The 24891-nt window shown below is 64.0% G+C and carries 26 protein-coding genes; 6 read left to right on the top strand and 20 right to left on the bottom strand.

The genetic code is table 11. The features are described 5' to 3' along the window. Positions 1 to 27 precede the first annotated feature (27 nt). Positions 28 to 702 carry an energy-coupling factor ABC transporter permease gene (locus BX604_RS12575; RefSeq protein ID WP_098551075.1) on the top strand — a complete coding sequence of 225 codons (675 nt, stop codon included), beginning with the start codon at positions 28 to 30 and terminating at the stop codon, positions 700 to 702. A 139-nt stretch (positions 703 to 841) separates the two neighbouring features. Then, positions 842 to 1489, top strand: coding sequence for a BspC domain-containing protein (locus BX604_RS12570; RefSeq protein ID WP_098551074.1), 648 nt, complete (start codon positions 842 to 844; stop codon positions 1487 to 1489). Positions 1490 to 1572: 83 nt separating this feature from the next. Here the strand turns inward: BX604_RS12570 and BX604_RS12565 are convergent, their stop codons facing one another. Both BX604_RS12565 and yaaA read right to left on the bottom strand, forming a co-directional pair. Further along, the gene (locus BX604_RS12565; RefSeq protein WP_098551073.1) at positions 1573 to 2727 is read right to left on the bottom strand and encodes a M14 family metallopeptidase; all 1155 of its coding nucleotides are present in this window, start codon (positions 2725 to 2727) and stop codon (positions 1573 to 1575) included. A gap of 88 nt (positions 2728 to 2815) precedes the next feature. Then, positions 2816 to 3598: a peroxide stress protein YaaA gene (yaaA, locus tag BX604_RS12560; protein WP_098551072.1), complete on the bottom strand. Its 783-nt coding sequence runs from the start codon at positions 3596 to 3598 to the stop codon at positions 2816 to 2818. Positions 3599 to 3655: 57 nt separating this feature from the next. Here yaaA and BX604_RS12555 point away from each other — a divergent pair, with 57 nt between their 5' ends. Continuing rightward, positions 3656 to 4153 carry a putative toxin-antitoxin system toxin component, PIN family gene (locus BX604_RS12555; protein WP_098551071.1) on the top strand — a complete coding sequence of 166 codons (498 nt, stop codon included), beginning with the start codon at positions 3656 to 3658 and terminating at the stop codon, positions 4151 to 4153. Positions 4154 to 4185: 32 nt separating this feature from the next. Beyond that, on the top strand, positions 4186 to 5358 hold the full coding sequence (locus BX604_RS12550; RefSeq protein WP_098551070.1) for a pyridoxal phosphate-dependent aminotransferase: 1173 nt from the start codon (positions 4186 to 4188) through the stop codon (positions 5356 to 5358). A 40-nt stretch (positions 5359 to 5398) separates the two neighbouring features. On the opposite strand, the gene BX604_RS12545 is transcribed toward BX604_RS12550, so the two are convergent. Continuing rightward, positions 5399 to 6055 (bottom strand): glutathione S-transferase, encoded by a 657-nt coding sequence (locus BX604_RS12545; protein WP_098552849.1) that lies wholly within the window; start codon positions 6053 to 6055, stop codon positions 5399 to 5401. 210 nt (positions 6056 to 6265) lie between these two features. Here BX604_RS12545 and BX604_RS12540 point away from each other — a divergent pair, with 210 nt between their 5' ends. After that, positions 6266 to 7057 (top strand): oxepin-CoA hydrolase, alternative type, encoded by a 792-nt coding sequence (locus BX604_RS12540; RefSeq protein ID WP_098551069.1) that lies wholly within the window; start codon positions 6266 to 6268, stop codon positions 7055 to 7057. Between the two features lie 175 nt (positions 7058 to 7232). Then, positions 7233 to 7925, top strand: coding sequence for a glutathione binding-like protein (locus BX604_RS12535; protein ID WP_098552848.1), 693 nt, complete (start codon positions 7233 to 7235; stop codon positions 7923 to 7925). Positions 7926 to 7976: 51 nt separating this feature from the next. Here BX604_RS12535 and BX604_RS12530 read toward each other — a convergent pair whose 3' ends face one another. The 17 genes from BX604_RS12530 to nuoE all read right to left on the bottom strand — a co-directional run bounded on the left by BX604_RS12530 (position 7977) and on the right by nuoE (position 24815). Beyond that, complete coding sequence (locus tag BX604_RS12530) at positions 7977 to 8453, bottom strand: MaoC family dehydratase (RefSeq protein ID WP_098551068.1); 477 nt, start codon at positions 8451 to 8453, stop codon at positions 7977 to 7979. Then, the gene (locus tag BX604_RS12525; protein ID WP_098551067.1) at positions 8450 to 8911 is read right to left on the bottom strand and encodes a MaoC family dehydratase; all 462 of its coding nucleotides are present in this window, start codon (positions 8909 to 8911) and stop codon (positions 8450 to 8452) included. Before BX604_RS12525 ends, BX604_RS12530 begins: the two co-directional genes overlap by 4 nt. A gap of 34 nt (positions 8912 to 8945) precedes the next feature. Next, a complete protein-coding gene (locus tag BX604_RS12520) occupies positions 8946 to 10079 on the bottom strand; it encodes an acyl-CoA dehydrogenase family protein (protein ID WP_098551066.1) in 1134 nt (377 codons plus the stop codon). Between the two features lie 67 nt (positions 10080 to 10146). Continuing rightward, positions 10147 to 11343 carry an acyl-CoA dehydrogenase family protein gene (locus BX604_RS12515; RefSeq protein WP_098551065.1) on the bottom strand — a complete coding sequence of 399 codons (1197 nt, stop codon included), beginning with the start codon at positions 11341 to 11343 and terminating at the stop codon, positions 10147 to 10149. A 54-nt stretch (positions 11344 to 11397) separates the two neighbouring features. Then, on the bottom strand, positions 11398 to 11820 hold the full coding sequence (locus tag BX604_RS12510; protein WP_098551064.1) for a DUF1178 family protein: 423 nt from the start codon (positions 11818 to 11820) through the stop codon (positions 11398 to 11400). A gap of 135 nt (positions 11821 to 11955) precedes the next feature. After that, positions 11956 to 12546 carry an NUDIX domain-containing protein gene (locus tag BX604_RS12505; protein WP_098551063.1) on the bottom strand — a complete coding sequence of 197 codons (591 nt, stop codon included), beginning with the start codon at positions 12544 to 12546 and terminating at the stop codon, positions 11956 to 11958. Between the two features lie 43 nt (positions 12547 to 12589). Then, on the bottom strand, positions 12590 to 12886 hold the full coding sequence (locus BX604_RS12500; protein WP_098551062.1) for a DUF2818 family protein: 297 nt from the start codon (positions 12884 to 12886) through the stop codon (positions 12590 to 12592). After that, positions 12886 to 14340: an NADH-quinone oxidoreductase subunit NuoN gene (gene nuoN / locus BX604_RS12495; protein ID WP_175751225.1), complete on the bottom strand. Its 1455-nt coding sequence runs from the start codon at positions 14338 to 14340 to the stop codon at positions 12886 to 12888. The genes BX604_RS12500 and nuoN overlap by 1 nt, the downstream gene beginning before the upstream one ends. 36 nt (positions 14341 to 14376) lie before the next feature. Further along, the gene (locus BX604_RS12490) at positions 14377 to 15867 is read right to left on the bottom strand and encodes an NADH-quinone oxidoreductase subunit M (RefSeq protein WP_098551060.1); all 1491 of its coding nucleotides are present in this window, start codon (positions 15865 to 15867) and stop codon (positions 14377 to 14379) included. 15 nt (positions 15868 to 15882) lie between these two features. Further along, complete coding sequence (gene nuoL, locus BX604_RS12485) at positions 15883 to 17937, bottom strand: NADH-quinone oxidoreductase subunit L (protein ID WP_098551059.1); 2055 nt, start codon at positions 17935 to 17937, stop codon at positions 15883 to 15885. Positions 17938 to 17954: 17 nt separating this feature from the next. Then, positions 17955 to 18260, bottom strand: coding sequence for an NADH-quinone oxidoreductase subunit NuoK (gene nuoK / locus BX604_RS12480; RefSeq protein WP_004185739.1), 306 nt, complete (start codon positions 18258 to 18260; stop codon positions 17955 to 17957). Between the two features lie 19 nt (positions 18261 to 18279). Further along, positions 18280 to 18930 (bottom strand): NADH-quinone oxidoreductase subunit J, encoded by a 651-nt coding sequence (locus BX604_RS12475; RefSeq protein ID WP_098551058.1) that lies wholly within the window; start codon positions 18928 to 18930, stop codon positions 18280 to 18282. Positions 18931 to 19034: 104 nt separating this feature from the next. Beyond that, a complete protein-coding gene (gene nuoI / locus BX604_RS12470; protein WP_006478270.1) occupies positions 19035 to 19523 on the bottom strand; it encodes an NADH-quinone oxidoreductase subunit NuoI in 489 nt (162 codons plus the stop codon). Positions 19524 to 19538: 15 nt separating this feature from the next. Further along, entirely contained in the window at positions 19539 to 20606 is a 1068-nt protein-coding gene (gene nuoH, locus BX604_RS12465; RefSeq protein ID WP_098551057.1) for an NADH-quinone oxidoreductase subunit NuoH, read from the bottom strand. Beyond that, the gene (nuoG, locus tag BX604_RS12460; RefSeq protein ID WP_098551056.1) at positions 20607 to 22937 is read right to left on the bottom strand and encodes an NADH-quinone oxidoreductase subunit NuoG; all 2331 of its coding nucleotides are present in this window, start codon (positions 22935 to 22937) and stop codon (positions 20607 to 20609) included. It lies immediately after the preceding gene. An 85-nt stretch (positions 22938 to 23022) separates the two neighbouring features. Next, on the bottom strand, positions 23023 to 24333 hold the full coding sequence (gene nuoF / locus BX604_RS12455; protein WP_096507616.1) for an NADH-quinone oxidoreductase subunit NuoF: 1311 nt from the start codon (positions 24331 to 24333) through the stop codon (positions 23023 to 23025). After that, complete coding sequence (nuoE, locus tag BX604_RS12450; protein ID WP_096507617.1) at positions 24330 to 24815, bottom strand: NADH-quinone oxidoreductase subunit NuoE; 486 nt, start codon at positions 24813 to 24815, stop codon at positions 24330 to 24332. Before nuoE ends, nuoF begins: the two co-directional genes overlap by 4 nt. Positions 24816 to 24891: the final 76 nt, after the last annotated feature.

Raw genomic sequence — 24891 nt, 5'->3', positions numbered from 1 at the left:
TTGATGCTCAACGAGTAATATGAACACATGGGTTTTCTTTTCACACCGCTTCCGTTCTGGGTTGGCGTCGGTGGCTGGATCGCCGCCGTGGCGTTGCTCGCGCTCGCGATCTGGAAGCGTCCCTTCGTCCGACTACAGGACGCAACGCTCCAGCACGTGTGGCTCGCGCTCGTCACCGCGATCACGGTTCTCTGGGCCTCGAATGCATGGCTCGAGGACGGCATCGTCATGCATCTGCTCGGCGCGACGCTGCTCGTCACACTATTCGACTGGACGCTCGCGCTGGTCGGGATGGCTGCCGTCACGGCCGTCGCCGCGATCGTCTTCGATGCGTCGTGGCAGGGCATCGGCCTCACCTACCTGGTCTACGGCGCGCTACCGGTCGCCGTGTCCGCGCTGCTGCAGCGCGCCGTGATCGCGTGGCTGCCGCATAACCTCGCGTCGTTCATTACCGGCCAGGGATTTCTGTCGCCGGCCATCGCGATCATCGCGGTCGCCGCGGCCGCGGCCGGCGTTCAGCTCGCGCTCGCGGACGGCGTACTCGTCGTGATTCCCGCCGGCTATCTGCTGAACACTGCACTGCTCGCGCTTGGCGAAGCATGGTTCACCGGCATGGCGACCGCGCTGATCGCCGTATATCGCCCGGCATGGGTCACGACGTTCGACGTTCGGCGCTATCGTCTCGGCGGTCCTCGCGCATGAATGCGCTTCGTATCGCAGTGCAAACACCGCGTGCTGCCCCCGTCTCCCGCAGCGCGGCAGAGTGCGGCACCTACTGCCGCACATCTTTTTTACGCTAAGATTGAACTCCTGTTCTCCATCGGGCATCTATACGTGCCCGATGCCTCATTCGCTCCTCACCAATAACCAGATGGACAGCTCTCCTGCCTCGCTCCGGTTTTTCCGGGCGCTCGGCAAGCTGGCGGCCTGTGTCGCGGGCCTGTCGCTTGCGCTTCCGGCACCGGCATTCGCCGACCTCCTCGACCAGCGCTCCGAACTGATCAACAAATTCGTCAACGAGATGCATGCCGATCCGATCGTCGCCGATTGTGCGGCGCACGGCAGCTTCATCGCCAGTACGTCGTCGGCCTTCGATCGCGTCGACTTCGCGCCGGACGCGTTCGAAAGCGGCAATGCCACGATCACGCCGTGGAACGACTCGTTCGATCAGGGCAAGCAGCGCGTGAAGGTGGACAACATCGTTACCGTGGATGGCCTCGGCATCCACAGCGACGGCAGCGACCCGACACCGCTGAAATTTCGCTGCGGCTATGTGGGCCAGCAAATGCTTGCGTTCAGCTGGAACGACCCCGTTCCGCCGCTGAAGCCGCGCGTCGAACGCCCGTCGTCGTCGGCGAAGAAATTCAAGGGTAAATCGCACCACGGCAAGGCCAAGGCAACCGGCCGCACCGGCAAGAAGGCCGCTGCAACGAAAAAATCAGGCGGCCAGAAGAAAGCCGTGAAGAAGAAAACCGCGAAGAAGTCCTGATAAGACGGAGCGGCAACGACAGAAGCAAAAAGGCCGGGGCATCGCATGATGCCCCGGCCTTTTTCATTTCGGAAACAGCGCGCTTACGCGAACTTCTCGACGTGCACGAGGATCGCCGCCAGCATTGCCGCACCCAGCGCCGCACTACGCTCACCGTTCCAGCCGACCCGCTCGTCGGGCAGGTTCGCGTTGTCCTTGAACGGCATCTCGAGCGTCAGCGACAGGCAACCGAACCGATGGCCGATGTACTTCGATGCGAGCTTGAGCGCATCTTCCTTGTACTTGCTCGCCGCATAACCATGCTCGGTCTGGAAGTCCGGGCTCGCGACCTTGAACGCTTCGATGAACGCGGTCTGCTCCTTGCCCTGCTGTTCGGTGAAACTCGGCAGCATCTCCGAACCTGCGACGAACACGTACGGCAGATCCTCATCGCCGTGAATGTCGAAGAACATGTCGCAGCCGACTGCATGGATTGCATCGCGCACGGCCAGCACTTCAGGGCTGCGCTCGGCGTCGGGTTCCATCCACTCGCGGTTCAGGTTCGCGCCCGCCGCATTGGTGCGCAGGTTGCCGTGCACGCTGCCGTCCGGATTCATGTTCGGGACGATGTAGAACGCCGCGCGGTCGTAGAGCTTGCGCGCCACCGGATCGCCCGCCCAGTCGCCCCACCCGGCCAGGCGCTTGACGAGCCCTTCGATGAACCACTCGGCCATCGTCTCGCCGGGATGCTGGCGCGCGATGATCCACACCTTCTTCTTCGGCGCGCCGTCGACTTCCGGCGTGCCGAGCGTCAGCAGCGACATCGGACGGCCTTCGACCGTGCGCCCGAGCTCGACGACGCTCGCCTGCGGCAACTGCTGGACCGCACCGAGAAACGCCGCATGACGCTCTTCCGAATACGGCTCGAAATACGCGTAGTAGATGCTGTCGAATTCGGGCGTGTGGTCGATGGTCATCGTCTTGCCGTCGAACGTCGTCGGCACGCGGAACCAGTCGACCCGGTCGTAGCTCGCGACCGCGCTGTAGTTGCGCCATCCGGACGGATACGCGCACTCGGCCGCATTCTCGAACGACATCACGCACCGCTCGCCGCGCGCGCCCGTCAGGCGATAGTAGAACCATTGCGCGAATTCCGAGCGGCTGTCGCCGCGCACGCGCAGGCGAATCGCATCCGGGCTGTCGCACGACACGACGTCGATCGCGCCCGCATCGAAGTTGCTGGTGATCGAAAGGGTCATCTGTCTCTCCAGTGGCGGCCGGAACGGGCGGTTTGCCGCCTGCCCGACCTCATGCATGCGCCGGCCGTCTCGTGAACGGCCGGCAGGGTCACTCGCCGACTCGCCGGCGATATACGTAAGTCGAATCGTTCGATGCGGCTGCATCGAACGCGTAGCCTTCCACCGCGAAATCCTTCAGCGCCGCCGGGTCGGTGATCCGATTCTCGACGATATAGCGCGCCATCAGGCCGCGTGCGCGCTTCGCGTGGAAGCTGATGATCTTGTAGCGGCCGCCCTTCCAGTCCTCGAATACCGGCGTCACGACGGGCGCGGCCAGCAGTTTCGGCTTGACCGACTTGAAGTACTCGGTCGACGCACAGTTGATCAGCACGCGCGCAGCACCGGTACGCGTCTCGAGCTGCTCGTTGAGCGCGCGCGTGATCCGGTCGCCCCAGAACGCATACAGATCCTTGCCGCGCGCGTTCGCGAAACGGGTACCCATTTCGAGCCGGTACGGCTGCAGCAGGTCGAGCGGACGCAGCAGCCCGTACAGGCCCGACAGCACGCGCACGTGCTGCTGCGCGTAGTCGAGATCGGTGGCCGACAGCGATTTCGCATCGAACCCTTCGTACACGTCGCCATTGAACGCGAGCACGGCCTGCTTCGCATTGGCCGGCGTGAAGACCGGCGACCAGTCCGCGTAGCGCTGGAAGTTCAGGCGGGCGAGCGGATCGGAAATATCCATCAGGGTCGCGATGTCCTGCGGCGACAGCTTGCGCAGGCCGTCGATCAATTCCGACGCGTCGTCGACGAATGCAGGCTTCGTGTAAGACGGCACGTGCGCGGGCGTATCGTAGTCGAGGGATTTGGCTGGAGAGAGAACGATTATCATAGAGGCTCGCTGGCACGCCGTGCCTTGCGGTCAGACGAAAACCACCGATTGTAACGAATGACCCGCTCCCTCGCCCCACACGCTGCACATCGCGTCGTACTCGACTCGAACGTCTGGATCGACATACTCGTATTCGACGACCCTGCCACACGCCCGATCCGGGCGGCACTCGAACGCGGCACGCTGGCCGCCGTGATCGACGGCCGCTGCCTGAACGAACTCGAGCTCGTGCTCGACTATCCGCAGTTTCAGTCACGCGCAGTCGACAAGGCCGCGGCGCTCGCGATCGTCGCCCGCCTGACGAGCCTCGTGGCGCCGCCGCCGGTCGATGCCGACGCACCGCCGCTGCCGAAGTGCAAGGATCGCGACGATCAGAAGTTTCTCGAGCTTGCGCGCGCCGCACAGGCCGACTGGCTCGTGTCGAAAGATCGCGCGCTGCTCAAGCTCGCGAAGCGCACCGCACGCGACTTCGGCTTCCGGATCGCGCAACCCGCCCCGTTTACCGAAGCCTGCGCACTCGACGCCGCGCCGGCCAACACCACCACGCCGGCCTGACGCGCCCGGCGCCACCGATTGCGATCGTATCGATGAACGCTCCTTCCGACATGCCTACGACTCCCGTTTTCCCCTCGCGCCTGCCGAACGTCGGCACGACGATCTTCACGGTCATGAGCGCGCTCGCCGCCGAGAAAGGCGCCGTGAACCTCGGCCAGGGCTTTCCCGATTTCGACTGCGACCCGCGCATCGTCGACGCGGTCGCGACCGCGATGCGCAACGGCCACAACCAGTATCCGCCGATGGCCGGCGTCGCACCGTTGCGCGACGCGATCGCGGACAAGATCGCGCAGGTCTATGGCCGGCGCTACGATCCGGCCACCGAGATCACGGTGACGGCCGGCGCGACGCAGGCGCTGCTGACGGCCATCCTGTGCGCGGTGCATCCGGGCGACGAAGTGATCGTCGTCGAGCCGACCTACGACAGCTACCTGCCGTCGATCGAACTCGCGGGCGGCACGCCGGTATTCGTCACGCTCGAAGCACCCGACTACGCGATCCCGTTCGACCGGCTCGCCGCCGCGATCACGCCGAAGACGCGGATGATCATGATCAACACGCCGCACAACCCCACCGGCACCGTGTGGCGCGAGGCCGACATGCGCAAGCTCGAGGAGATCGTGCGCGGCACCAACGTCCTGATCCTGTCGGACGAGGTCTACGAGCACATGGTCTACGACGGCGCACGGCACGAGAGCGCCGCACGCCACCCGGAACTGGCCGCGCGCAGCTTCATCGTGTCGAGCTTCGGGAAGACCTACCACGTGACGGGCTGGAAGGTCGGCTATGTCGCGGCGCCTGCCGCCCTGACCGCCGAGTTCCGCAAGGTCCATCAGTTCAACGTGTTCACGGTGAACACGCCGATGCAGATCGGGCTTGCCGATTATCTGCGCGACCCGGCGCCGTACCTGACGCTGCCCGACTTCTACCAGAAGAAGCGCGACTTCTTCCGTGCCGGCCTCGAGCGCACGCGCTTCAAGCTGCTGCCGTGCCCGGGCACGTACTTCCAGTGCGTCGACTATTCGGCGATCAGCGACCTGCCCGAAGCCGAGTTCTCGAAGTGGCTCACGTCGGAGATCGGCGTGGCCGCGATTCCGGTGTCGGCGTTCTATCACGAGCCGCACGAATCGGGCGTCGTGCGCTTCTGCTTCGCCAAGCAGGAAAGCACGCTCGCGTCCGCACTCGAACGGCTCGCGCGCCTGTAAGTCCCGCGCGGCGCTGCACTGCGCCGCGCGCGGGCCGCGCTTACGAACGCGCGGCGTTCATCGCATCCATATACACCTTGCGATCGGCCGCCACGCGCTGCGCGGCCGGCCGCTCGCCGACCCGCTTCGCGTGCGCCTTCCAGTCGATCCCCGCGTCGACCAGGAAATCGCGGCCATATATCGCCTTTGTCGCCATCCCGATCACCGGCAGATGAATCGACGCGGCGATGTCGGCGAGGCTGAACGAATCGCCGAGCACGTACGGCGAGAACTGCGCCATCCGCTTGAACGCATCGATCGCGCGCGGCAGGCGCTTCTCGACATGCGCCTTCATCCCGTCGCTGACCTTGCCGCCGAAAAACGCTTCCGCATAGACCTCGCGTGCGGTCCATTCGAGATACAGCTCGAGCGTTTCGACGAGCTCACGCACCTTCGCGGCCGCAAACGGGCTCGACGGGAAAATGGCTTTCTCGGGGTAACGCGCAGCCAGGTATTCGACGATCACCTGCGATTCGAACAGCGCGCCCTCTTCGGTCTTCACGAACGGAATCTTGCCGAGCGGCGAATCGACGAGCAGTGCCGGATCGCTGATCGGCAGGCCGCATGTCACTTCCTCGAACGGGATGTCGTGTTCGAGCAGAACGAACTTCACCTTGTTGTAGTAGTTGGACAACGGAATACCGCACAGCTGTAGCATCGGAGTCTCCTTCGTGGCGAAGCGCGGCCGCTGCGATACCGGCCGCATCGGGATGCGTCGCGCTGAAAAGCACGTTCGTGCTAGTCTAAAGCAGTTTCGCGTCCGTCACGACAACATTGCATCCGCTGCGGCAACACCTTCATGGGCATGCGCCAGCACGCGCGCAATGCACCGCGCCGCAGCCGCACCATTCGATGGAGACACACTCGCATGAGCGCTGAACTGCTGGCCTCACGTCCGCCCGGGAGCGAATCGACGCTCGTTCTCACGCTGTCCAATCCCGGTGCGCGCAACGCACTGCATCCCGACATGTACGCGGCTGGCGTCGAAGCGCTCGCGACCGCCGAGTGCGATCCCGCGATTCGCGCAGTCGTGCTCACGGGGGCCGATCGTTTCTTTTGCGCGGGCGGCAACCTGAACCGGCTGCTCGACAACCGTTCGAAGGATCCGTCCTACCAGGCCGACAGCATCGATCAGCTCGCTGCGTGGATCAGCGCGATCCGCGCAGCGACGAAACCCGTGATCGCGGCGGTCGAAGGCGCGGCCGCCGGTGCGGGCTTCTCGCTCGCACTCGCATGCGACTTGATCGTGGCCGCGCATGACGCGAAGTTCGTGATGTCGTATGCGCGCGTCGGCCTCACGCCCGATGGCGGCGGTTCGTGGTTCCTCGCGCGCGCGTTGCCGCGCGCGCTTGCGGCCGAAATCCTGTTCGAGGGCAAGCCCGTCGCGGCCGAACGGCTGCATGCGCTCGGCGTCGTCAATCGCCTCGCCGTGCCCGGTGCGGCGCTGTCCGATGCGCTCGCGTGGGCCGACTCGCTCGCCGACATCTCGCCGAACGCACTCACGCGCATCAAGTCGCTGCTCGACGACGCCACCGCGCAGCCGCTCGACGCGCATCTCGGCACCGAGCGCGATCACTTCGTCGCATCGCTGCATCACGCGGACGCGTTCGAAGGCATCACCGCATTTCTCGAGAAGCGCCAGCCTCGCTACAAACGCTGATCCGGCACGTCGACGCCGTTGGAACAGCGTCGACGCTGCCGCAACAGCACACGGGTACGGCCAGGCGGCCGCAGTGTTTCCGCCGTCTGCAGCCCGCGTCGATCCATGCTCTAATGACCGCCTGTCGCGGCGCCCCGTCGGCGCCGTTTTCGCGCATGCCATGAAGGAGTTGACGATGATCGACGTCTACAGCTGGGCGACCCCGAACGGCCACAAGGTGCACATCATGCTCGAGGAAACCGGCCTCGCGTATCGTGCACATCCGGTCGATATCGGCGCCGGCGACCAGTTCAAGCCCGAGTTCCTGAAAATCAGCCCGAACAACAAGATCCCCGCGATCGTCGATCCGGACGGCCCCGGCGGCAAGCCGATCTCGCTGTTCGAATCGGGCGCGATCCTCGTCTACCTCGCGGAAAAGACCGGCAAGTTCCTGCCGACCGATCCGGCCGCGCGCTACGCGACACTCGAATGGCTGATGTTCCAGATGGGCGGCGTCGGCCCGATGCTCGGGCAAGCGCACCACTTCCGCCTGTATGCGCCGGAGAAGATCGAATATGCGGTCAATCGCTACACGAACGAAGCGAAGCGCCTGTACAACGTGATGGAAAAACGCCTCGGCGAATCCGAATATCTCGCCGGCGACGCGTACACGATCGCGGACATCGCGACGTTCCCGTGGACGCGTTCCTGGCAGAACCAGGGCATCGTGCTCGACGAACTGCCGAACGTGAAGCGCTGGCACGAGGCGATCGCCGCGCGACCGGCCGTGCAGCGCGGCGTCGAAGTGCTCGCGTCGTTGCGCAAGGCGCTGCAGGACGACAAGGCGCGCGAGATGCTGTTCGGCGCAACGCAATACGCGAAGCACTGAGCGAACCCGCGCCGAACGATGCAGCGGCATCCATGGATGCCGCTGCGCGCATCAGAAGTAATGCAGCGTGATGAACTCCGCGGCACAAACGAGCAGCGGTGCATCGGGGCGCTCTGCCTGCACCGACACCGACCACGTCACCTGTACACCGCCCTGCGCAGCCTCCGCGGTTTCCTTCACCGCGAACAACGCGCGCACGCGTGCGCCGACCGGCACCGGCTTCAGGAACCGCACGCGATTCAGTCCGTAGTTCACGCCCATCTTCTGCTCGAAGCGCATCGCATCGACCATCAGCGCCGGAATCAGCGACAGCGTCAGGAACCCGTGCGCGATCGGGCCGCCGAACGGCGACTCCTTGCGTGCGCGCTCGGGGTCGACGTGAATCCACTGGTGATCGCCCGTCGCATCGGCGAAGCGATTCACGCGCGGCTGGTCGATCTCGACCCAGCCGCTCGCGAGCGGCTCCGCACCGACCCGCGCATGCAGCGCCCGGGTCGACGCGATCAGCGGCAATGTCACGTCCGTCATGCGTTCGCCCCTTCCGGATGACGTAACCCGAAGATCACCTTGGTATGCACGGTGATCACGGTCTCGCCGTCGCCGTTGAGGCCGACCCACTCCGTCGACACGATGCCGCGATCGGGCTTGCTCGCCGACACGCGCTTGTCGTGGACCTTCTGGTACATCGTGATCGTGTCGCCCGCGCGCACGGGTTTGAGCCAGCGAATCGAGTCGATGCCGGGCGAACCCATGCTGGTCGAATCCGGCCCCAGCTTCTTGATGAGCAGGCTCATGAACACCGAACACGTATGCCAGCCGCTCGCGACCAGTCCGCCGAACGGCGATGCCTTGCCGGCGGCCTCGTCGAGGTGGAACGGCTGCGGATCGTAGCGTTGCGCGAACGCCTTGATGTCGTCGGCCTCGAACGTGTAGCGGCCAATCTCCGTGTTGCTGCCTACCACCAGATCTTCGTAACTGATACCCACTGTATGTCTCCTGTGGCGCGCTCGCGCGTCGCCGTCATGCCGCGTCGGCTTGCGCGAAATCCGGCAGTGCCGCGATGCGCGCAAGGTGATGATCGGTGTCGCCGAGTGTCGTCTCGATGATCGACAGCCGCTTGAACAAATGCGCGGCGGCGACTTCGTCGGTCACGCCCATCCCGCCGTGCAATTGCACGGCCTGCTGGCCGACGAAGCGCGCAGCTGCACCGACGCGCGCCTTCGCGGCCGAAACCGCCTTGCGGCGGGCATCGGCGTCGCCGGCCGCGTAGCGCACCGCAGCCAGGTAAGTCAGCGAACGCGCCTGCTCCGCATGGATCAGCATGTCGACCATCCGGTGCTGCAGCGCCTGGAAGCGCGCGATCGGTACGCCGAACTGCTCGCGCGTCTTCGTGTATTCGACCGTCGCCCGGTTCAGTTCGTCGAGCGCGCCGACCGCTTCCGCGCACAGCAGGAAGGTCGCATAGTCGGCGATCTGCTCGAGTGCGGCCGCATCGCGCGCACCGCCCGTAAGCAACCGCGCAGGCGTTTCGTGCAGCGTGATGGTCGCGGCGCGCTGCCCGTCGATCGTCCGGTAGTCGACCGCCTTCGCGCCCGCTGCATCGCGCTCGACGACGAACAGACCGATGCCGCCGCCATCGACGCGCGCGGGCACGATCCACGCATGCGCCTGTGCGCCATGCCGAACGACCGACTTGGTGCCGGTCAGCCGGTACGTGCCGCCGTGCTCATGTGCATGCGTCTCGAGTTCGTACAGATCGTAGCGCGCCCGCGGTTCGTGGAACGCGACCGCCAGCCGCTTCTGCCCTTGCGCGACGGCCTCCAGCAACGCCGCATCGTCGCCCGCGCCGGAACCGGCGACACGCAGCGCTTCGATGCCGACCGCCGTCGCCCAGTACGGCTCGACGACAAGTGCGCGGCCGAGCTCCTGCATCACGACCAGCATGTCGACCGGGCCGCCGCCGAATCCGCCTTGCGCGTCCGGCACCGGCAACGCGGTCAACCCGAGTTCCGCAAACGCGCTCCACTGTGCGTCCGACACGCCCGCGTCACTGCGCACGATGGCCTGGCGCGCGTCGAACCCGTATTGCTCGCCGAGATAACGACGCAGCGCGTCGGCGAATTGCTGCTGCTCATCGGTAAAGCTGAAATCCATCGTTGTCTCCTGTTGGCCAGAGCGCGCGCTTTGGCGCCCGACTCTCGCCCCATGCGTCGCGGCCGGCTCACAGCCCCAGAATCATCTGCGCGATGATGTTCTTCTGAATCTCGTTCGAACCGCCATAGATCGAGGTCTTCCGATAGTTGAAGTAGTACGCGGCGAGCGGCGCCGCGTCGTCGTCACCCGCGATGCTGTGCTCACGCTCGCCTTCGAGGAACGGTACGTCGAACGGTGCGGCGAGCGGACCGATCGCCTCGAACATCAGTTCGGTGAGCGCCTGCTGCACTTCGGTACCCTTGATCTTCAGCATCGACGCTTCGGGGCCCGGCCCCTTGCCGCTCGTCTCGCGGCTCACGACGCGCAGCACCGTCACCTCGAGCGCCATCAGCTCGACTTCGAGCGCCGCGACCTTCGCGGCGAACACGGGGTCGGCGAGCAACGGCTTGCCGTTCTTGCGCTGGTTCGACGCCACCCGCTTCAGGAACACGAGTTCGCGCTTGGACGCGCCGACGCGCGCGATGCCGGTCCGCTCGTGGCCGAGCAGGTACTTCGCGTAGGTCCAGCCGCGGTTTTCGTCGCCGACGAGGTTCTCGACGGGCACCTTCACATCCTCGAAGAACACCTCGTTGACCTCGTGGTCCTCGTCGAGCGTGATGATCGGGCGCACCGTGATGCCGGGCGTCTTCATGTCGATCAGCAGGAACGAGATGCCCTCCTGCTTCTTCGCCGCCGGATCGGTGCGCACGAGGCAGAACATCATGTCGGCGTACTGGCCGAGCGTCGTCCAGGTTTTCTGACCGTTGACGACGTAGTGGTCGCCGTGGCGCTCGGCGCGCGTGCGCAGCGACGCGAGGTCCGACCCGGAGCCTGGCTCCGAGTAACCCTGACACCACCAGTCTGTACCGTCGAGAATGCGCGGCAGGTAATGGCGCTTCTGCGCTTCGCTGCCGTATTTCATCAGCACCGGTGCGACCATCGACACGCCGAACGGCAAGACGGTCGGCGCGCCGATGCGCGCGCACTCCTCGTCCCAGATGTGCCGCTGCGTCGCGTTCCAGTCCGGGCCGCCGTATTCGGTCGGCCACGCAGGCGCGGACCAGCCGCGCCGGCCGAGAATCCGGTGCCAGCTCGCGAAGTCCTCGCGGTCGAGTCGTTTGTGATCGAGTACTTTGGCGCGCAGTGCGTGAGGCAGATTCGCCTCGAGCCAGGCGCGGACGTCAACGCGGAATGCGTCGTCGGCGGGGGAATAATCCAGATCCATGCGCAGTGTCTCCTGGCCGCGGCCGTCCGGCCCGGCCAGGACACGCTGCGTACGTCATTGCAGCGGTTCTTTCAGCCCGGCAGGAATCGGCAACGGCATCACTTCGATGCCTTCTTCGGCGAGGGATTGCACATCCTCCGGCGTCGTGACGCCACGAATGCTGCGCGCGGGCGCCTCGTTGTAATGGATGCGCCGCGCTTCCTCGGCGAAGCGCTCGCCCACGTTCTCGGTCTTCTCCAGCACCTCGCGCAGCGCACGCATCGCCTGCGCCTGGAGCGCACGCGGATCGGCCGGCTTGGCCTGCGTCGCGCCCGACAGGTTCAGGCGCGGCGCCGACGGCATCCGGTTGATCTCGGTCGCCCCGCACACCGGGCATTCGACCAGCTTGCGGGACAACTGCGCTTCGAACTCATCGGCAGAAGCGAACCAGCCTTCGAACCGATGACCGTGCGGGCACTGTAAATCGAGGACCTTCATGCTGAATCAGGGCGTGTGACGAGTGTAGCGCAAAAAGCGCTTTTGTGAACGATCGTGCTAAATCAGGATCGCGCAGCCGGAGGCGGCTGCGTCACATGATTGTAACGCGGTGCCCTGCCCGCCGCTGACGTGCCGTCAGGGCTTCTCGACCGGGCCGAGCGGCCACGTGCCGGACAGCACCTTGTCGAGCCACATCGTGCCGATGATCGTCTTCACGTCGGTGATCTGGCCCGTACGCACCCATTCCTGCAGGTCGGCCTGCGTCGCCGTGAAGGTTTCGAGAAATTCGCCTTCGTCGAGCTTGCGCTCGCCGGCGGTCAGCCCGCGTGCGAGGTACAGGTCGATGAATTCGGTCGAGTAGGAAATGATCGGGTGGATCCGGGCCAGGAACACGTATTCGCGTGCCGTGTAGCCGGTTTCTTCACGCAGTTCGCGCACCGCGCAGGCGAGCGCCCCTTCGTTCGGGTCGAGCTTGCCGGCCGGAAATTCGGCCATGACCTTGCCGATCGGATAGCGATACTGGCTTTCCATCAGCACGCGGCCGTCGTCGAACAGCGGGATCACCATCACCGCGCCCGGGTGCTGGACGTATTCGCGCGTGGCTTGCTTGCCGTCCGGCAGGCGGACGGTATCGCGCTTGAGCTTGAGGAACGAGCCTTCGAAAATCGCCTCGCTCTCGAGGCAGGTTTCGGTCAGTGCGGCATCGTGATTGGGTAGTTCGGCCATCGGGCTGCTCCGGGAAAATGGGCACGCGACGGCCGAAGGCCTGTCAGCGTCGTTTGACTAGATACTGGAACGTGAAGCCGGGGAACGCGAACACGACGAACAAACTGAACGTGATCGCGTAAAACTGCCAGCCTTGTTCGAAGCGGTTGCCGGCACGCGACTCGAGCCAGAAGCCGAGTGCGCCGACGATGAAATACAGCACGATCAGCTCGCCGATCCGAACCCACGCATTCTTCTTCGTCGCGCCAACCGGCACGACGGCGAAGATGCGTTGGTTCAGGAACGGCACGTTGGCGCATACGAACGCCAACAGCACAATGAACCAGCCGGCTGCCGACATTACAGCGGCAGCGTGTGACGGATTGCCTGCAGGCAGGCCGTCAGCAGCGGGCTCGGGATCAGGCCGAGCACGACGACCGCGAGGCCGTTCACCACGAGCAGCGTGCGCTTGCAGAAGTCGCCGGTGATCGGAGCCGTGTCCTGCGGTGCATCGAAGTACATCAGCTTGACGATACGCAGGTAGTAGAACGCGCCGAACAGCGACGTGATCACGGCCAGCACGGCCAGCCACGTCAGGCCTGCGTTGACGGTCGCCTCGAGCACCGCGAGCTTCGCGTAGAAGCCGACGGTCGGCGGAATGCCCGCCAGCGAGAACATCATGACCATCATCACGAACGCGAACACCGGGCTGCGCTTGTTGAGGCCCTTGAAGTCGTCGATCGTGTCCGCTTCGAAGTCGCGGCGTGCGAGCAGCATCACCACGCCGAACGAGCCGAGCGTCGTGATCAGGTAGACGATCGCGTAGAACATCGCCGAGCTGTATGCGCTCGCCGGTGCGGCCGCGTCGCCCTTCACGATCCCTGCGAGCAGGCCGAGCAGCACGAAGCCCATGTTCGAGATCGCCGAGTACGCGAGCATCCGCTTGACGTTGCGCTGGACGATACCGGTGATGTTACCGACGATCAGCGACAGTGCAGCGAGGATCACGAGCGCGGTCTGCCAGTTCTGTGCGAGCGGCAGCAGGCCCATCACCAGGAAGCGCAAGCCCCACGCGAACGCGGCAACCTTCGGGCCGCCGCCGACGAACAGCGTCATCGCGGTCGGTGCGCCCTGGTAGACGTCCGGCACCCACATGTGGAACGGCACGGCGCCGAGCTTGAACGCGATACCGGCGACGATGAAGATCACGCCGAACATCAGTACGGCAGCGTCGGTGTTGCCGCCGACCGCCTTGTACACCTCGCCCAGTTCGAGCGAGCCGGTCGCGCCGTAGAGCATCGAGATGCCGTACAGCACGAAGCCCGACGCGAGCGCGCCCAGCACGTAGTACTTCATCGCGGCTTCGCTCGACTGAGCGGCATCCGGACGCAGCGCGATGATCGCGTACAGCGACAGCGACATCAGTTCGAGGCCGAGGTACAGCGTCAGGAAGTTGTTGCCCGACACCATCACCAGCTGACCGAGCAGCGAGAACATGCCGAGCAGGAAGACGTCACCGCGGAACATGTCGCGGTCTTCGAGGTACTTGCGCGAATACACGAGCGTGACCGCGAAGCCGATCGACACGACGGCCTTCATCATGCTCGCGAACGAGTCGACGACGACCATCCGCGAGAAGAAGTAGTACTGCTGCGGATCCAGCGCCTGCACGGCGAACCAAACGCCGGCGACGACCGACGAAACCACCGCGATCAGATAGGTGAGGCGGCGGCCAGCGGCACCGGTAAAGGTGTCGTTCAGCCATGCGACGACGATGGCGACCATCACCAGCGCGTCAGGCAACAGGACATTCATAGGAGCATTCATGATTTTGATTTCCTCCGCTCGCGATTACTGCGCCAGCGGCAGCTTCGACTGCGCGACGTGGGAGAGGAGGTTTTCCACGGAAACGTGCATCACGTCGGTGAAAGGCTTCGGATACAGGCCCATCAACAGCGTGAACGCGGCAAGCACGCCCAGCATCAGGAACTCGCGACGGCCGATGTCCTTCAGCTTGGCAACGTGATCGTTCGCAACTGCGCCGAAGTACACGCGCTTGTACATCCACAGCGTGTAGGCGGCACCGAGGATCAGCGTGAACGCTGCGCCGAACGCGATCCAGAAGTTGTACTGGACGGCTGCGAGAATCACCATGAACTCGCCGACGAAACCCGAGGTACCCGGCAGGCCGCAGTTGGCCATCGAGAACAGCATCGCGAACGCCGCGAACTTCGGCATCACGTTCACGACACCACCGTAGTCGGCGATCTGGCGCGAGTGCATGCGGTCGTACAGCACACCGATACACAGGAACATCGCACCCGACACGAAGCCGTGCGAGATCATCTGGATGATCGCGCCTTCGACGCCGAGCTGGTTGAAGATGAAGAAACCGAGCGTGACGAAGCCCATGTGCGCGATCGACGAATACGCGACCAGCTTCTTCATGTCGGCCTGCACCATCGCGACGAGGCCGATGTAGATCACCGCGATCAGCGACAGCGTGATCACGACCGGTGCCAGGAAGTGGCTTGCGTCAGGCGTGATCGGCAGCGAGAAGCGCAGGAAACCGTACGCACCGAGCTTCAGCATGATCGCTGCCAGCACGACCGAACCGCCTGTCGGCGCTTCCACGTGCGCGTCCGGCAGCCAGGTGTGCACCGGCCACATCGGCACCTTCACCGCGAACGCGAGGAAGAATGCAATGAACAGCAGGATCTGCGGCGTCATCGCGATCTTCGCGTCCTGCCACGTCGCGAGGTCGAACGAATGCGTCTGCGTGTACAGGTAGATCAGCGCGACCAGCATCAGCAGCGAACCGGCCAGCGTGTACAGGAAGAACTTGAATGCCGCGTACACGCGGTTCGGGCCGCCCCACACGCCGATGATGATGTACATCGGGATCAGGGTCGCTTCGAAGAACACGTAGAACAGCAGGCCGTCGGCCGACGAGAACACGCCGATCATGATCCCCGACAGGATCAGGAACGCCGCGAGGTACTGCGCGACGTTCTCGGTGATCACTTCCCACGCGGCGATCACGACGATGACCGTGATCAGCGCGGTCAGCACCACGAACCACATCGACAGGCCGTCGACCCCCAGGTGATACGAGATGTCGAAGCGTTCGATCCAGGTCGAATGCTCGACGAACTGCAGCGCTGCCGTGCTCGAGTCGAAGCCCGTGACCAGCGGAATCGTGACCGCGAGCCCGAGCAGCGAACCGATCAGTGCGACCCAGCGGGCCGCCCCCGGCTTTCTGTCGTTACCCACCACGAGCACGAGGAGACCGAAAATGATCGGCAGCCAGATCGCGGTACTGAGAATCGGAAAAGCGTGCATTAGTTGTCCCCCGTCTTATTTGCCGCCCAGCGTCACAAACAGGGTCAGGAGCCCCAGCATGCCGATGATCATGGCGAACGCGTAGTGGTAGATGTAACCGGATTGCAGGAAGCGGATCACGCTGGCGAACCAGCCGATGAACCGGGCGCTGCCGTTCACGAGGCCGTCGATCACCACGACGTCACCCTCCTTCCACAGGCCCCGGCCAATCGCCACCGAACCACGGGCGAACACCACTTCGTTGATCTTGTCCAGGTAGTACTTGTTGTCGAGCAGCGTGTAGATCGGGCCGAACGCGCGGCGGACCGTCGCCGGCAGATCCGGACGCTTCAGGTACAGGAACCACGCGACGACCACACCGGCGAGCGCCAGCCACACCGGCAGACCCGACACCGAGTGCAGGCCCATGCCGACCCAGCCATGGAACTCTTCGGCCATTTCGGCCAGTGCCGGATGGTTCGCGCCGATGAAGATCACCTTGTCGAACGCAACGCCGTGCTGGAAGAAGTCGCCGAACAGCATCGGACCGACCGCGATCGCACCGATGATCACCGACGGGATCGCCAGCAGGACCAGCGGCACCCACACGACCCACGGGGTCTCGTGCGGCTCGTGCGCGTGGTCGTCATGACCGTGGCCATGGCCGTGATCGTCGTGACCGTGTGCAGCCGCCATGCCCATCGGCGATTCCGGATGCTTCGGCTTGCGGAAACGCTCTTCGCCGTGGAACACCAGGAAGTACATGCGGAACGAGTACAGCGCCGTGACGAACACGCTCGCGACCACTGCGAAGTATGCGAAGCCAGAACCCGGCAGGTTCGACAGCTTCACCGCGTCGATGATCGAGTCCTTCGAGTAGAAGCCCGAGAAGAACGGCGTACCGATCAGCGCGAGCGAACCGACGAGCGACGTGATCCACGTGATCGGCATGTACTTGCGCAGGCCGCCCATGTTGCGCATGTCCTGGTCGTGGTGCATGCCGATGATCACCGAACCGGCGCCGAGGAACAGCAGTGCCTTGAAGAACGCGTGCGTCATCAGGTGGAACACGGCGACCGGGTAAGCGGACACGCCGAGCGCAACCGTCATGTAGCCGAGCTGCGACAGCGTCGAGTACGCGACGACACGCTTGATGTCGTTCTGGACGATACCGAGGAAACCCATGAACAGCGCCGTGATCGCACCGATCACCGTGATGAACGACAGCGCGGCATCCGACAGTTCGAACAGCGGCGACATGCGCGCCACCATGAAGATGCCGGCCGTCACCATCGTCGCCGCGTGAATCAGCGCCGAGATCGGGGTCGGGCCTTCCATCGAGTCCGGCAGCCACACGTGCAGCGGGAACTGCGCCGACTTACCCATCGCACCGATGAACAGGCAGATACAGGCAACGGTCAGCAGGCCCCAGTCGGTGCCCGGGAAGTGCAGGCTCGCGAGTTCCGCGCGCTTCGCGAACACTTCGCCGTAGTTCATCGAACCCGCGAACGCGAGCAGCAGGCCGATGCCCAGCAGGAAGCCGAAGTCGCCCACGCGGTTCACGAGGAACGCCTTCATGTTCGCGTAGATCGCGCTCTCACGCGTGAAGTAGAAGCCGATCAGCAGGTACGACACCAGGCCCACTGCTTCCCAGCCGAAGAACAGCTGCAGGAAGTTGTTGCTCATCACGAGCATCAGCATCGAGAACGTGAACAGCGAGATGTACGAGAAGAAGCGCTGGTAGCCGTCTTCTTCCGACATGTAGCCGATCGTGTAGATGTGCACCATCAGCGACACGAAGGTCACGACGACCATCATCATCGCGGTCAGCGAATCGACGAGGAAACCGATTTCAAGTTGCAGCGAGCCGACGTTCATCCACTGATAGACGGTCGCGTTGAAACTCGCGCCCCCCATCACGTCGAGGAAGATTTTCGCCGACAGCAGAAACGCGATCAATACGCCGAGGATCGTGATCCGGTGTGCGCCCTTGCGCCCCACGGCGTTCCCGAACAGCCCCGCAATCAGCGAGCCGGCCAGCGGAGCGAGCGGAATCGCCAGCAGCAGGTTTTCATTGAGTGTCGTTGACATAACAGCGTTACCTGAAATTAGCCCTTGAGCTGATCGAGATCCTCGACATTGATCGTGTCGAGCTTACGGAACAGGGTCACCAGAATCGCGAGACCGATCGCCGCTTCCGCTGCTGCAACGGTCAACACGAAGAACACGAAGATCTGGCCGTGTACATCGCCGAGGTAGTGAGAAAACGCGACGAAGTTGGTGTTCACCGCCAGCAGCATCAGTTCGATCGCCATCAGGATGATGATGATGTTGCGGCGGTTGAGAAAGATCCCGACGATCGCGATCGCAAAGAGGATCGCGCCGAGCACGAGGTAGTGAGCAAGAGTCAACATGGTTTTCTTTTTCCTCCGCTTAGCCGTTGGTGCTCGTACCGGCTTCGCTCTGCGCCGTTTCCGGCTGCGGCTTTTCCGCTTCCATCTTCACGAGGCGCACGCGGTCCTCGCGACGCACCTTGACCTGATCCGACACGCGCTGGCGCTTGCTGTCCTTGCCCTTGCGCTCGGTCAGCCCGATCGCGGCGATGATCGCGACCAGCAGCACGAGACCGGCGATTTCAAACGCGAAGATGTAGTCGGTGTAGATCACCTTGCCGATCAGTCGCGTGTTCGACCAGTCGGCCATCGCGCCCGTCGCCATCGCATGCGCCGTGTGCGTGTCGCCGTAGCCGCGCCACAGGATCAGTGCGGTCTCGACCACGATGATCGCGCCGACCACCGTTGCCATCGGCACGAAGCGCTTGAAATCGCGACGCAGGTAATCGACGTTGATGTCCAGCATCATCACGACGAACAGGAACAGCACCATCACCGCGCCCACGTACACCAGCACCAGCAGGATCGCAAGGAACTCCGCTTCCAGCAACATCCAGATCGCGGCGGCGTTGAAGAACGCCAGCACAAGGAAAAGCGCAGACGCCACCGGGTTGCGCGAAGTGATCACCTTCAGCCCTGATACCACCAGGAGCAGCGCGAAGATGTAGAACAGTACGGTCGTGAATTCCATGATTACCGGTTCATCGTTAGGCCATAGTCAGGCGCGGCTTGCGGGACACCCGCACCCGTCGCGGCGGCTGGCCCGTTGATGCCGGGCCGGCACTGCAAACACAATCAACGATACGGCGCGTCGGCAGCCTTCGCCGCTGCGATGTCCTTCTCGTAACGATCGCCCACTGCGAGCAGCATTTCCTTCGTGAAATACAAGTCGCCGCGCTTTTCGCCGTGGTACTCGAGAATCTGCGTCTCGACGATCGAATCGACCGGGCAGCTCTCTTCGCAGAAACCGCAGAAGATGCACTTCGTCAGGTCGATGTCGTAGCGCGTCGTGCGGCGCGTATTGTCCGCGCGCGTTTCCGATTCGATCGTGATCGCCAGTGCGGGGCACACGGCCTCGCACAGCTTGCACGCGATGCAGCGCTCTTCGCCGTTCTCGTAGCGGCGCAGTGCATGCAGCCCGCGGAAACGCGGCGAAATCGGGGTCTTCTCTTCCGGGAACTGCACGGTGAACTTGCGCTTGAACGTGTAACGACCGGTCAGCGCGAGCCCCTTCAGCAGCTCCGTCAGGAAGAAGGTCTTAAAGAAGTGTTGGATTGCCGTCATGATTTCGTCCGATCTTTACTTCACCCAGATGTTGAGCGGCGACATCATCCAGAAGCCGACCACGACCACCCAGATCACCGTGACGGGCAGGAACACCTTCCAGCCCAGACGCATGATCTGGTCGTAACGGTAGCGCGGGAACGTCGCGCGAACCCAGATGAACACCGACAGCAGCGCGAATACCTTCAGCACCAGCCAGAAGATGCCCGGAATGAACGACAGGAATTCGAACGGTGCATCCCAGCCACCGAGGAACAGCGTCGCAGCCAGCGCCGAGATCACGATCATGTTGATGTACTCGGCGAGGAAGAACAGCGCGAACGCCATACCCGAGTAATCGATCATGTGACCCGCGACGATTTCCGACTCCCCTTCCACCACGTCGAACGGGTGACGGTTCGTTTCGGCGATGCCCGAGATGAAGTAGACGACGAACGCCGGCAGCAGCGGCAGCCAGTTCCACGACAGGAAGTTCACGCCGTGGCCTGCGAAGAAGCCATGCTGCTGCGAGTTGACGATTTCCGACATGTTCAGGCTGCCGGCCGTCATCAGCACGAGCACCAGCGCGAAGCCCATCGAGATTTCGTACGAGACCATCTGCGCCGCGGCACGCATCGCGCCGAGGAACGCGTACTTCGAGTTCGAAGCCCAGCCGGCGAGGATCACCGCATACACGCCGATCGACGAGATCGCCATCGCGTACAGCAGGCCCGCGTTGATGTTCGCGAGCACGGCCTTGGCCTGGAACGGGATCACGGCCCACACCGCGAACGCCGGCACGACGGTCATGATCGGCGCGACCAGGTAGAGCCAACGGCTGGCGGCGCTCGGCTGAATGACTTCCTTCAGCAGCAGCTTCAGCACGTCGGCGATCGGCTGCAGCAGGCCGCCGGGGCCGACGCGGTTCGGGCCGAGACGCACGTGCATCCAGCCGATCAGCTTGCGTTCCCACAGAATCAGGTACGCGACGCACAGCAGGATGACGACGGAGACGACGAGGATGCGCACGATGGCCCACACCGTCGGCCACGCGAAGCCGAGCAGCTCGGCGCCGCCCGCGTTGATCGTATCGAACAAGCTCATTTACGCCTTCTCCACCACCAGTTCACCGAACAGGCTGCCGAGCGCTGCGCCGGCAGGCGTTGCCGCCGACACGCGAACGACCGTCTCCGCAAGATTGGCGTCGCGCACGGCCGGCAACTGCACCGCACGCTCGCCCTGGCGCACGCGCACCGCGTCGCCTTCCTTCAAGCCCAGCTTGTCGAACAGCGCGGCCGGCAGGGCTGCGACATTCGCCGCCTTCGCGGCAGCCGTCAGGTGCAGCGCACCTGCGCGGCGCACGAGTGCGTCGGCATGATAGATCGGCACATCGGCGAGGCGCTCGAAGCTGCCGTTCGCGGCATTCGCCGCAACGCGCACCGGCGCGACCGACGTCGCGTTGGACAGACGGCTCGCGACACCTGCGTCGCCGAGCGCCGCGACACGCACGTCTTCCGAAGTCTCGTATTCGAAGTTCGGCAGGTCGAGGAGACTGCCGAGCACGCGCAGCACCTTCCACGCCGGACGCGTGTCGCCGAGCGGGCGCACGACGCCGTTGAAGCTTTGCACCGAGCCTTCGGCGTTGACGTACGTACCGGCCGTTTCCGTGAACGGAGCGATCGGCAGCAAGACGTCCGCGTAATCGAGGCCGTGCTTGAACGGCGACATCACGACGACCATTTCAGCCTGGTTCAGCGCGGCAAGCGCCTGCGCCGGATCGGCCGTGTCGAATTCCGGTTCGACGTTCAGCAGCACGTAGCCCTTGCGCGGCTGCGCGAACGCTTCGCGTGCATTCAGGCCGCCTTCGCCCGGCAGTGCGCCGACGACGTGCGCGCCGACGGTGTTCGCCGCTTCCGTCAGGAAGCCGAACGTGGCACCGGTGTTCTCGGCGATCCACTGTGCAACGGCGTGCAGCTTCGCGAATTCCGGATGACGGACTGCCACGTTGCCGAGCAGCACCGCGCGGCGTTCGCCGTTCGCGAGCGACTGCGCAACAGCCTGGGCAGCCGGCGATGCCGTGACGCCCGCGAGCGTGTCGGGCAGCGCGACGCCGCGCAGTTGTGCGACGGCTGCAGCGATGCCGGCCAGTTCGTCGAGCCATGCCGACGGTGCGGCGACGATGCGCTTCGCGGTACGGATCAGCGAGTCGTCGGCGGTCGCATGCAGGAAATGCAGCTTCGCGCCGTTCTTCGCGGCCTGACGCAGGCGGGCGGCGAACAGCGGATGGTCGCGGCGCAGGAACGAACCGACGATGAACGCGGCATCCACGTTCGACAGGTCGGCGATCGGCATGCCGAGCCACGGTGCGCCCTGGACCGGTGCCGAGAAATCCTGCTGACGCAGACGGAAGTCGACGTTCGGCGTCTTCAGTTCGTTGGCGAGCTGCTTCACGAGGAACAGCTCTTCAGCGGTGCTGTGTGCGCTTGCGAGCATCGCCAGCGCGTTCGCGCCGTGATCCGCAGCGATACCCTTCAGCCCCTTCGCGACGTATTCGAGCGCGGTCTGCCAGTCGGTTTCGATCCACTGGCCGCCCTGCTTCAGCATCGGCTTGGTCAGGCGCTCTTCGCTGTTCAGGCCTTCGTACGAAAAACGATCCTTGTCCGAGATCCAGCATTCGTTGATCGCTTCGTTCTCGAACGGCAGCACGCGCATCACGCGGTTGTTCTTCACCTGCACGACGAGGTTCGCGCCGACGGAATCGTGCGCGCTCACCGACTTGCGGCGCGACAGCTCCCAGGTACGGGCGCTGTAGCGGAACGGCTTGCTGGTCAGCGCGCCGACCGGGCACAGGTCGATCATGTTGCCCGACAGTTCGGAATCGACCGTCTTGCCGACGAACGTCGTGATTTCCGAGTGCTCGCCGCGGCCCAGCATGCCGAGCTCCATCACGCCGGCGACTTCCTGGCCGAAGCGGACGCAGCGCGTGCAGTGGATGCAACGCGACATTTCTTCCATCGAGATCAGCGGGCCGACGTTCTTGTGGAACACCACGCGCTTTTCTTCCGAGTAGCGCGACGACGACTTGCCGTAGCCGACCGCCAGATCCTGCAGCTGACATTCACCGCCCTGATCGCAGATCGGGCAGTCGAGCGGGTGGTTGATGAGGAGGAATTCCATCACCGCCTGCTGACCCTTCACGGCCTTCTCGGACTGCGTGCGAACGATCATGCCGGCCGACACGGGCGTCGCGCAGGCGGGCACGGCCTTCGGCATCTTCTCGACTTCGACAAGACACATCCGGCAGTTGGCCGCAACCGACAGTTTCTTGTGATAGCAGAAGTGAGGAATGTACGTATCAGCCTTGTGTGCAGCCTGGATCACCATGCTGCCTTCGGGCACCTCGACCTTCTTGCCGTCTATTTCAAGTTCAACCATGATGGTGAATGGTCCTTAACCTATTTTCGCCCGCTCGCGCCTTGGCCCGACCGTGCGCTCAAATTCCGCAACCCGGTGCTTCGCTTCAGGCCGCTGCCGCGTGTGCGTGACCGCCGACCATGCAATGCTTGTGCTCGACGTGGTATGCGAATTCGTCCCAGTAGTGCTTGAGCATCCCGCGCACCGGCATCGCCGCCGCGTCGCCAAGCGCGCAGATCGTGCGGCCCATGATGTTCTCCGCAACCGAATTCAGCAGGTCCAGATCTTCCTGGCGACCTTCGCCGTGCTCGATACGATTCACGACGCGATACAGCCAGCCGGTGCCTTCACGGCACGGCGTGCACTGGCCACACGATTCCTCGTAGTAGAAGTACGACAGGCGCAGCAGCGAACGCACCATGCAGCGCGTCTCGTCCATCACGATCACCGCGCCGGAACCGAGCATCGAGCCCGCCTTCGCGATCGAGTCGTAATCGAGATCCGTCTGCATCATCATCTCGCCCGGAATCACCGGCGCCGACGAACCGCCCGGAATCACGGCCTTGATCTTGCGACCGCCGCGCATCCCGCCGGCGAGCTCCATCAGCGTCGCGAACGGCGTGCCGAGCGGCACTTCGTAGTTGCCCGGACGCTCGACGTCGCCCGACACCGAGAAAATCTTCGTGCCGCCGTTGTTCGGCTTGCCGATCTCGAGGTAATTCTGCGGCCCGATGGACAGCAGGAACGGCACCGCGGCAAACGTCTCTGTGTTGTTGATCGTGGTCGGCTTGCCGTACACGCCGAAGCTCGCCGGGAACGGCGGCTTGAAGCGCGGCTGGCCCTTCTTGCCTTCGAGCGACTCGAGCAGTGCCGTTTCCTCGCCGCAGATGTACGCGCCGTAACCGTGGTGCGCGTGCAGCTGGAACGAGAATTCCGAGCCCATGATGTTGTCGCCGAGGAAACCCGCGGCGCGCGCTTCCTCGAGCGCGGCCTCGAAGCGTCGATACACTTCGAAGATTTCACCGTGGATGTAGTTGTAGCCGACGGTGATGCCCATCGCGTATGCGCCGATGGCCATGCCTTCGATCAGCGCATGCGGGTTCCAGCGCAGGATGTCGCGATCCTTGAACGTGCCCGGCTCGCCTTCGTCCGAGTTGCAGACGAGGTACTTCTGTCCCGGGAACTGACGCGGCATGAAGCTCCACTTCAGGCCGGTCGGGAAGCCCGCACCGCCACGACCACGCAGGCCCGACGCCTTCACGTCGGCAATCACCTGCTCGGGCGTGATCTTTTCTTCGAGAATGCGGCGCAGCTGCTTGTAGCCGCCGCGCGCAACGTAGTCTTCGAGGTGCCAGTTCTCGCCGTTCAGACCAGCGAGGATCAGCGGTTTGATGTGACGGTCGTGGAGGGACGTCATTTCGAAAGCTCCTCAAGCAGCTGGTCGATCTTCTCGCGGCTCATGAAGCTGCACATTCTGTGATTGTTCACCAGCAGCACCGGCGCATCGCCGCACGAGCCCATGCATTCGCCTTCCTTCAGCGTGAACTTGCCATCGGGCGTGGTCTCGCCGAAGTCGATGCCCAGCTTCTGTTTCAGGTAGTCGGCCGTCGCTTCGGCACCACCGTGCGGGCCCAGCTGGCACGGGAGGTTCGTACAGAGCGTGATCTTGTGCTTACCGACCGGTTTGAGCTCGTACATCGTGTAGAACGTCGCGACTTCCTGCACCGCGACGGCCGGCATGCCGAGATAGTTCGCAACGAACTGCATCAGTTCGGGCGACAGCCAGCCGTGCTCTTCCTGAGCAACGGCCAACGCCGACATCACGGCGGACTGTTTCTGATCGGCGGGATACTTCGTCAACGCTCGATCGATTTCTTTCAGGCCTTCAGCTGAGATCATTTTCAGACACGACTCTTTCAATTCCTACCGAACGAACAACCTGCCGCACTGCGGTGCATGCACGGCAGACCTGGCG

The sequence above is a fragment of the Burkholderia sp. JKS000303 genome, from assembly GCF_002563755.1.
GTDB classification, from domain to species: domain Bacteria; phylum Pseudomonadota; class Gammaproteobacteria; order Burkholderiales; family Burkholderiaceae; genus Burkholderia; species Burkholderia anthina_B.
This window is presented reverse-complemented; position numbering and strand designations above follow the sequence as displayed.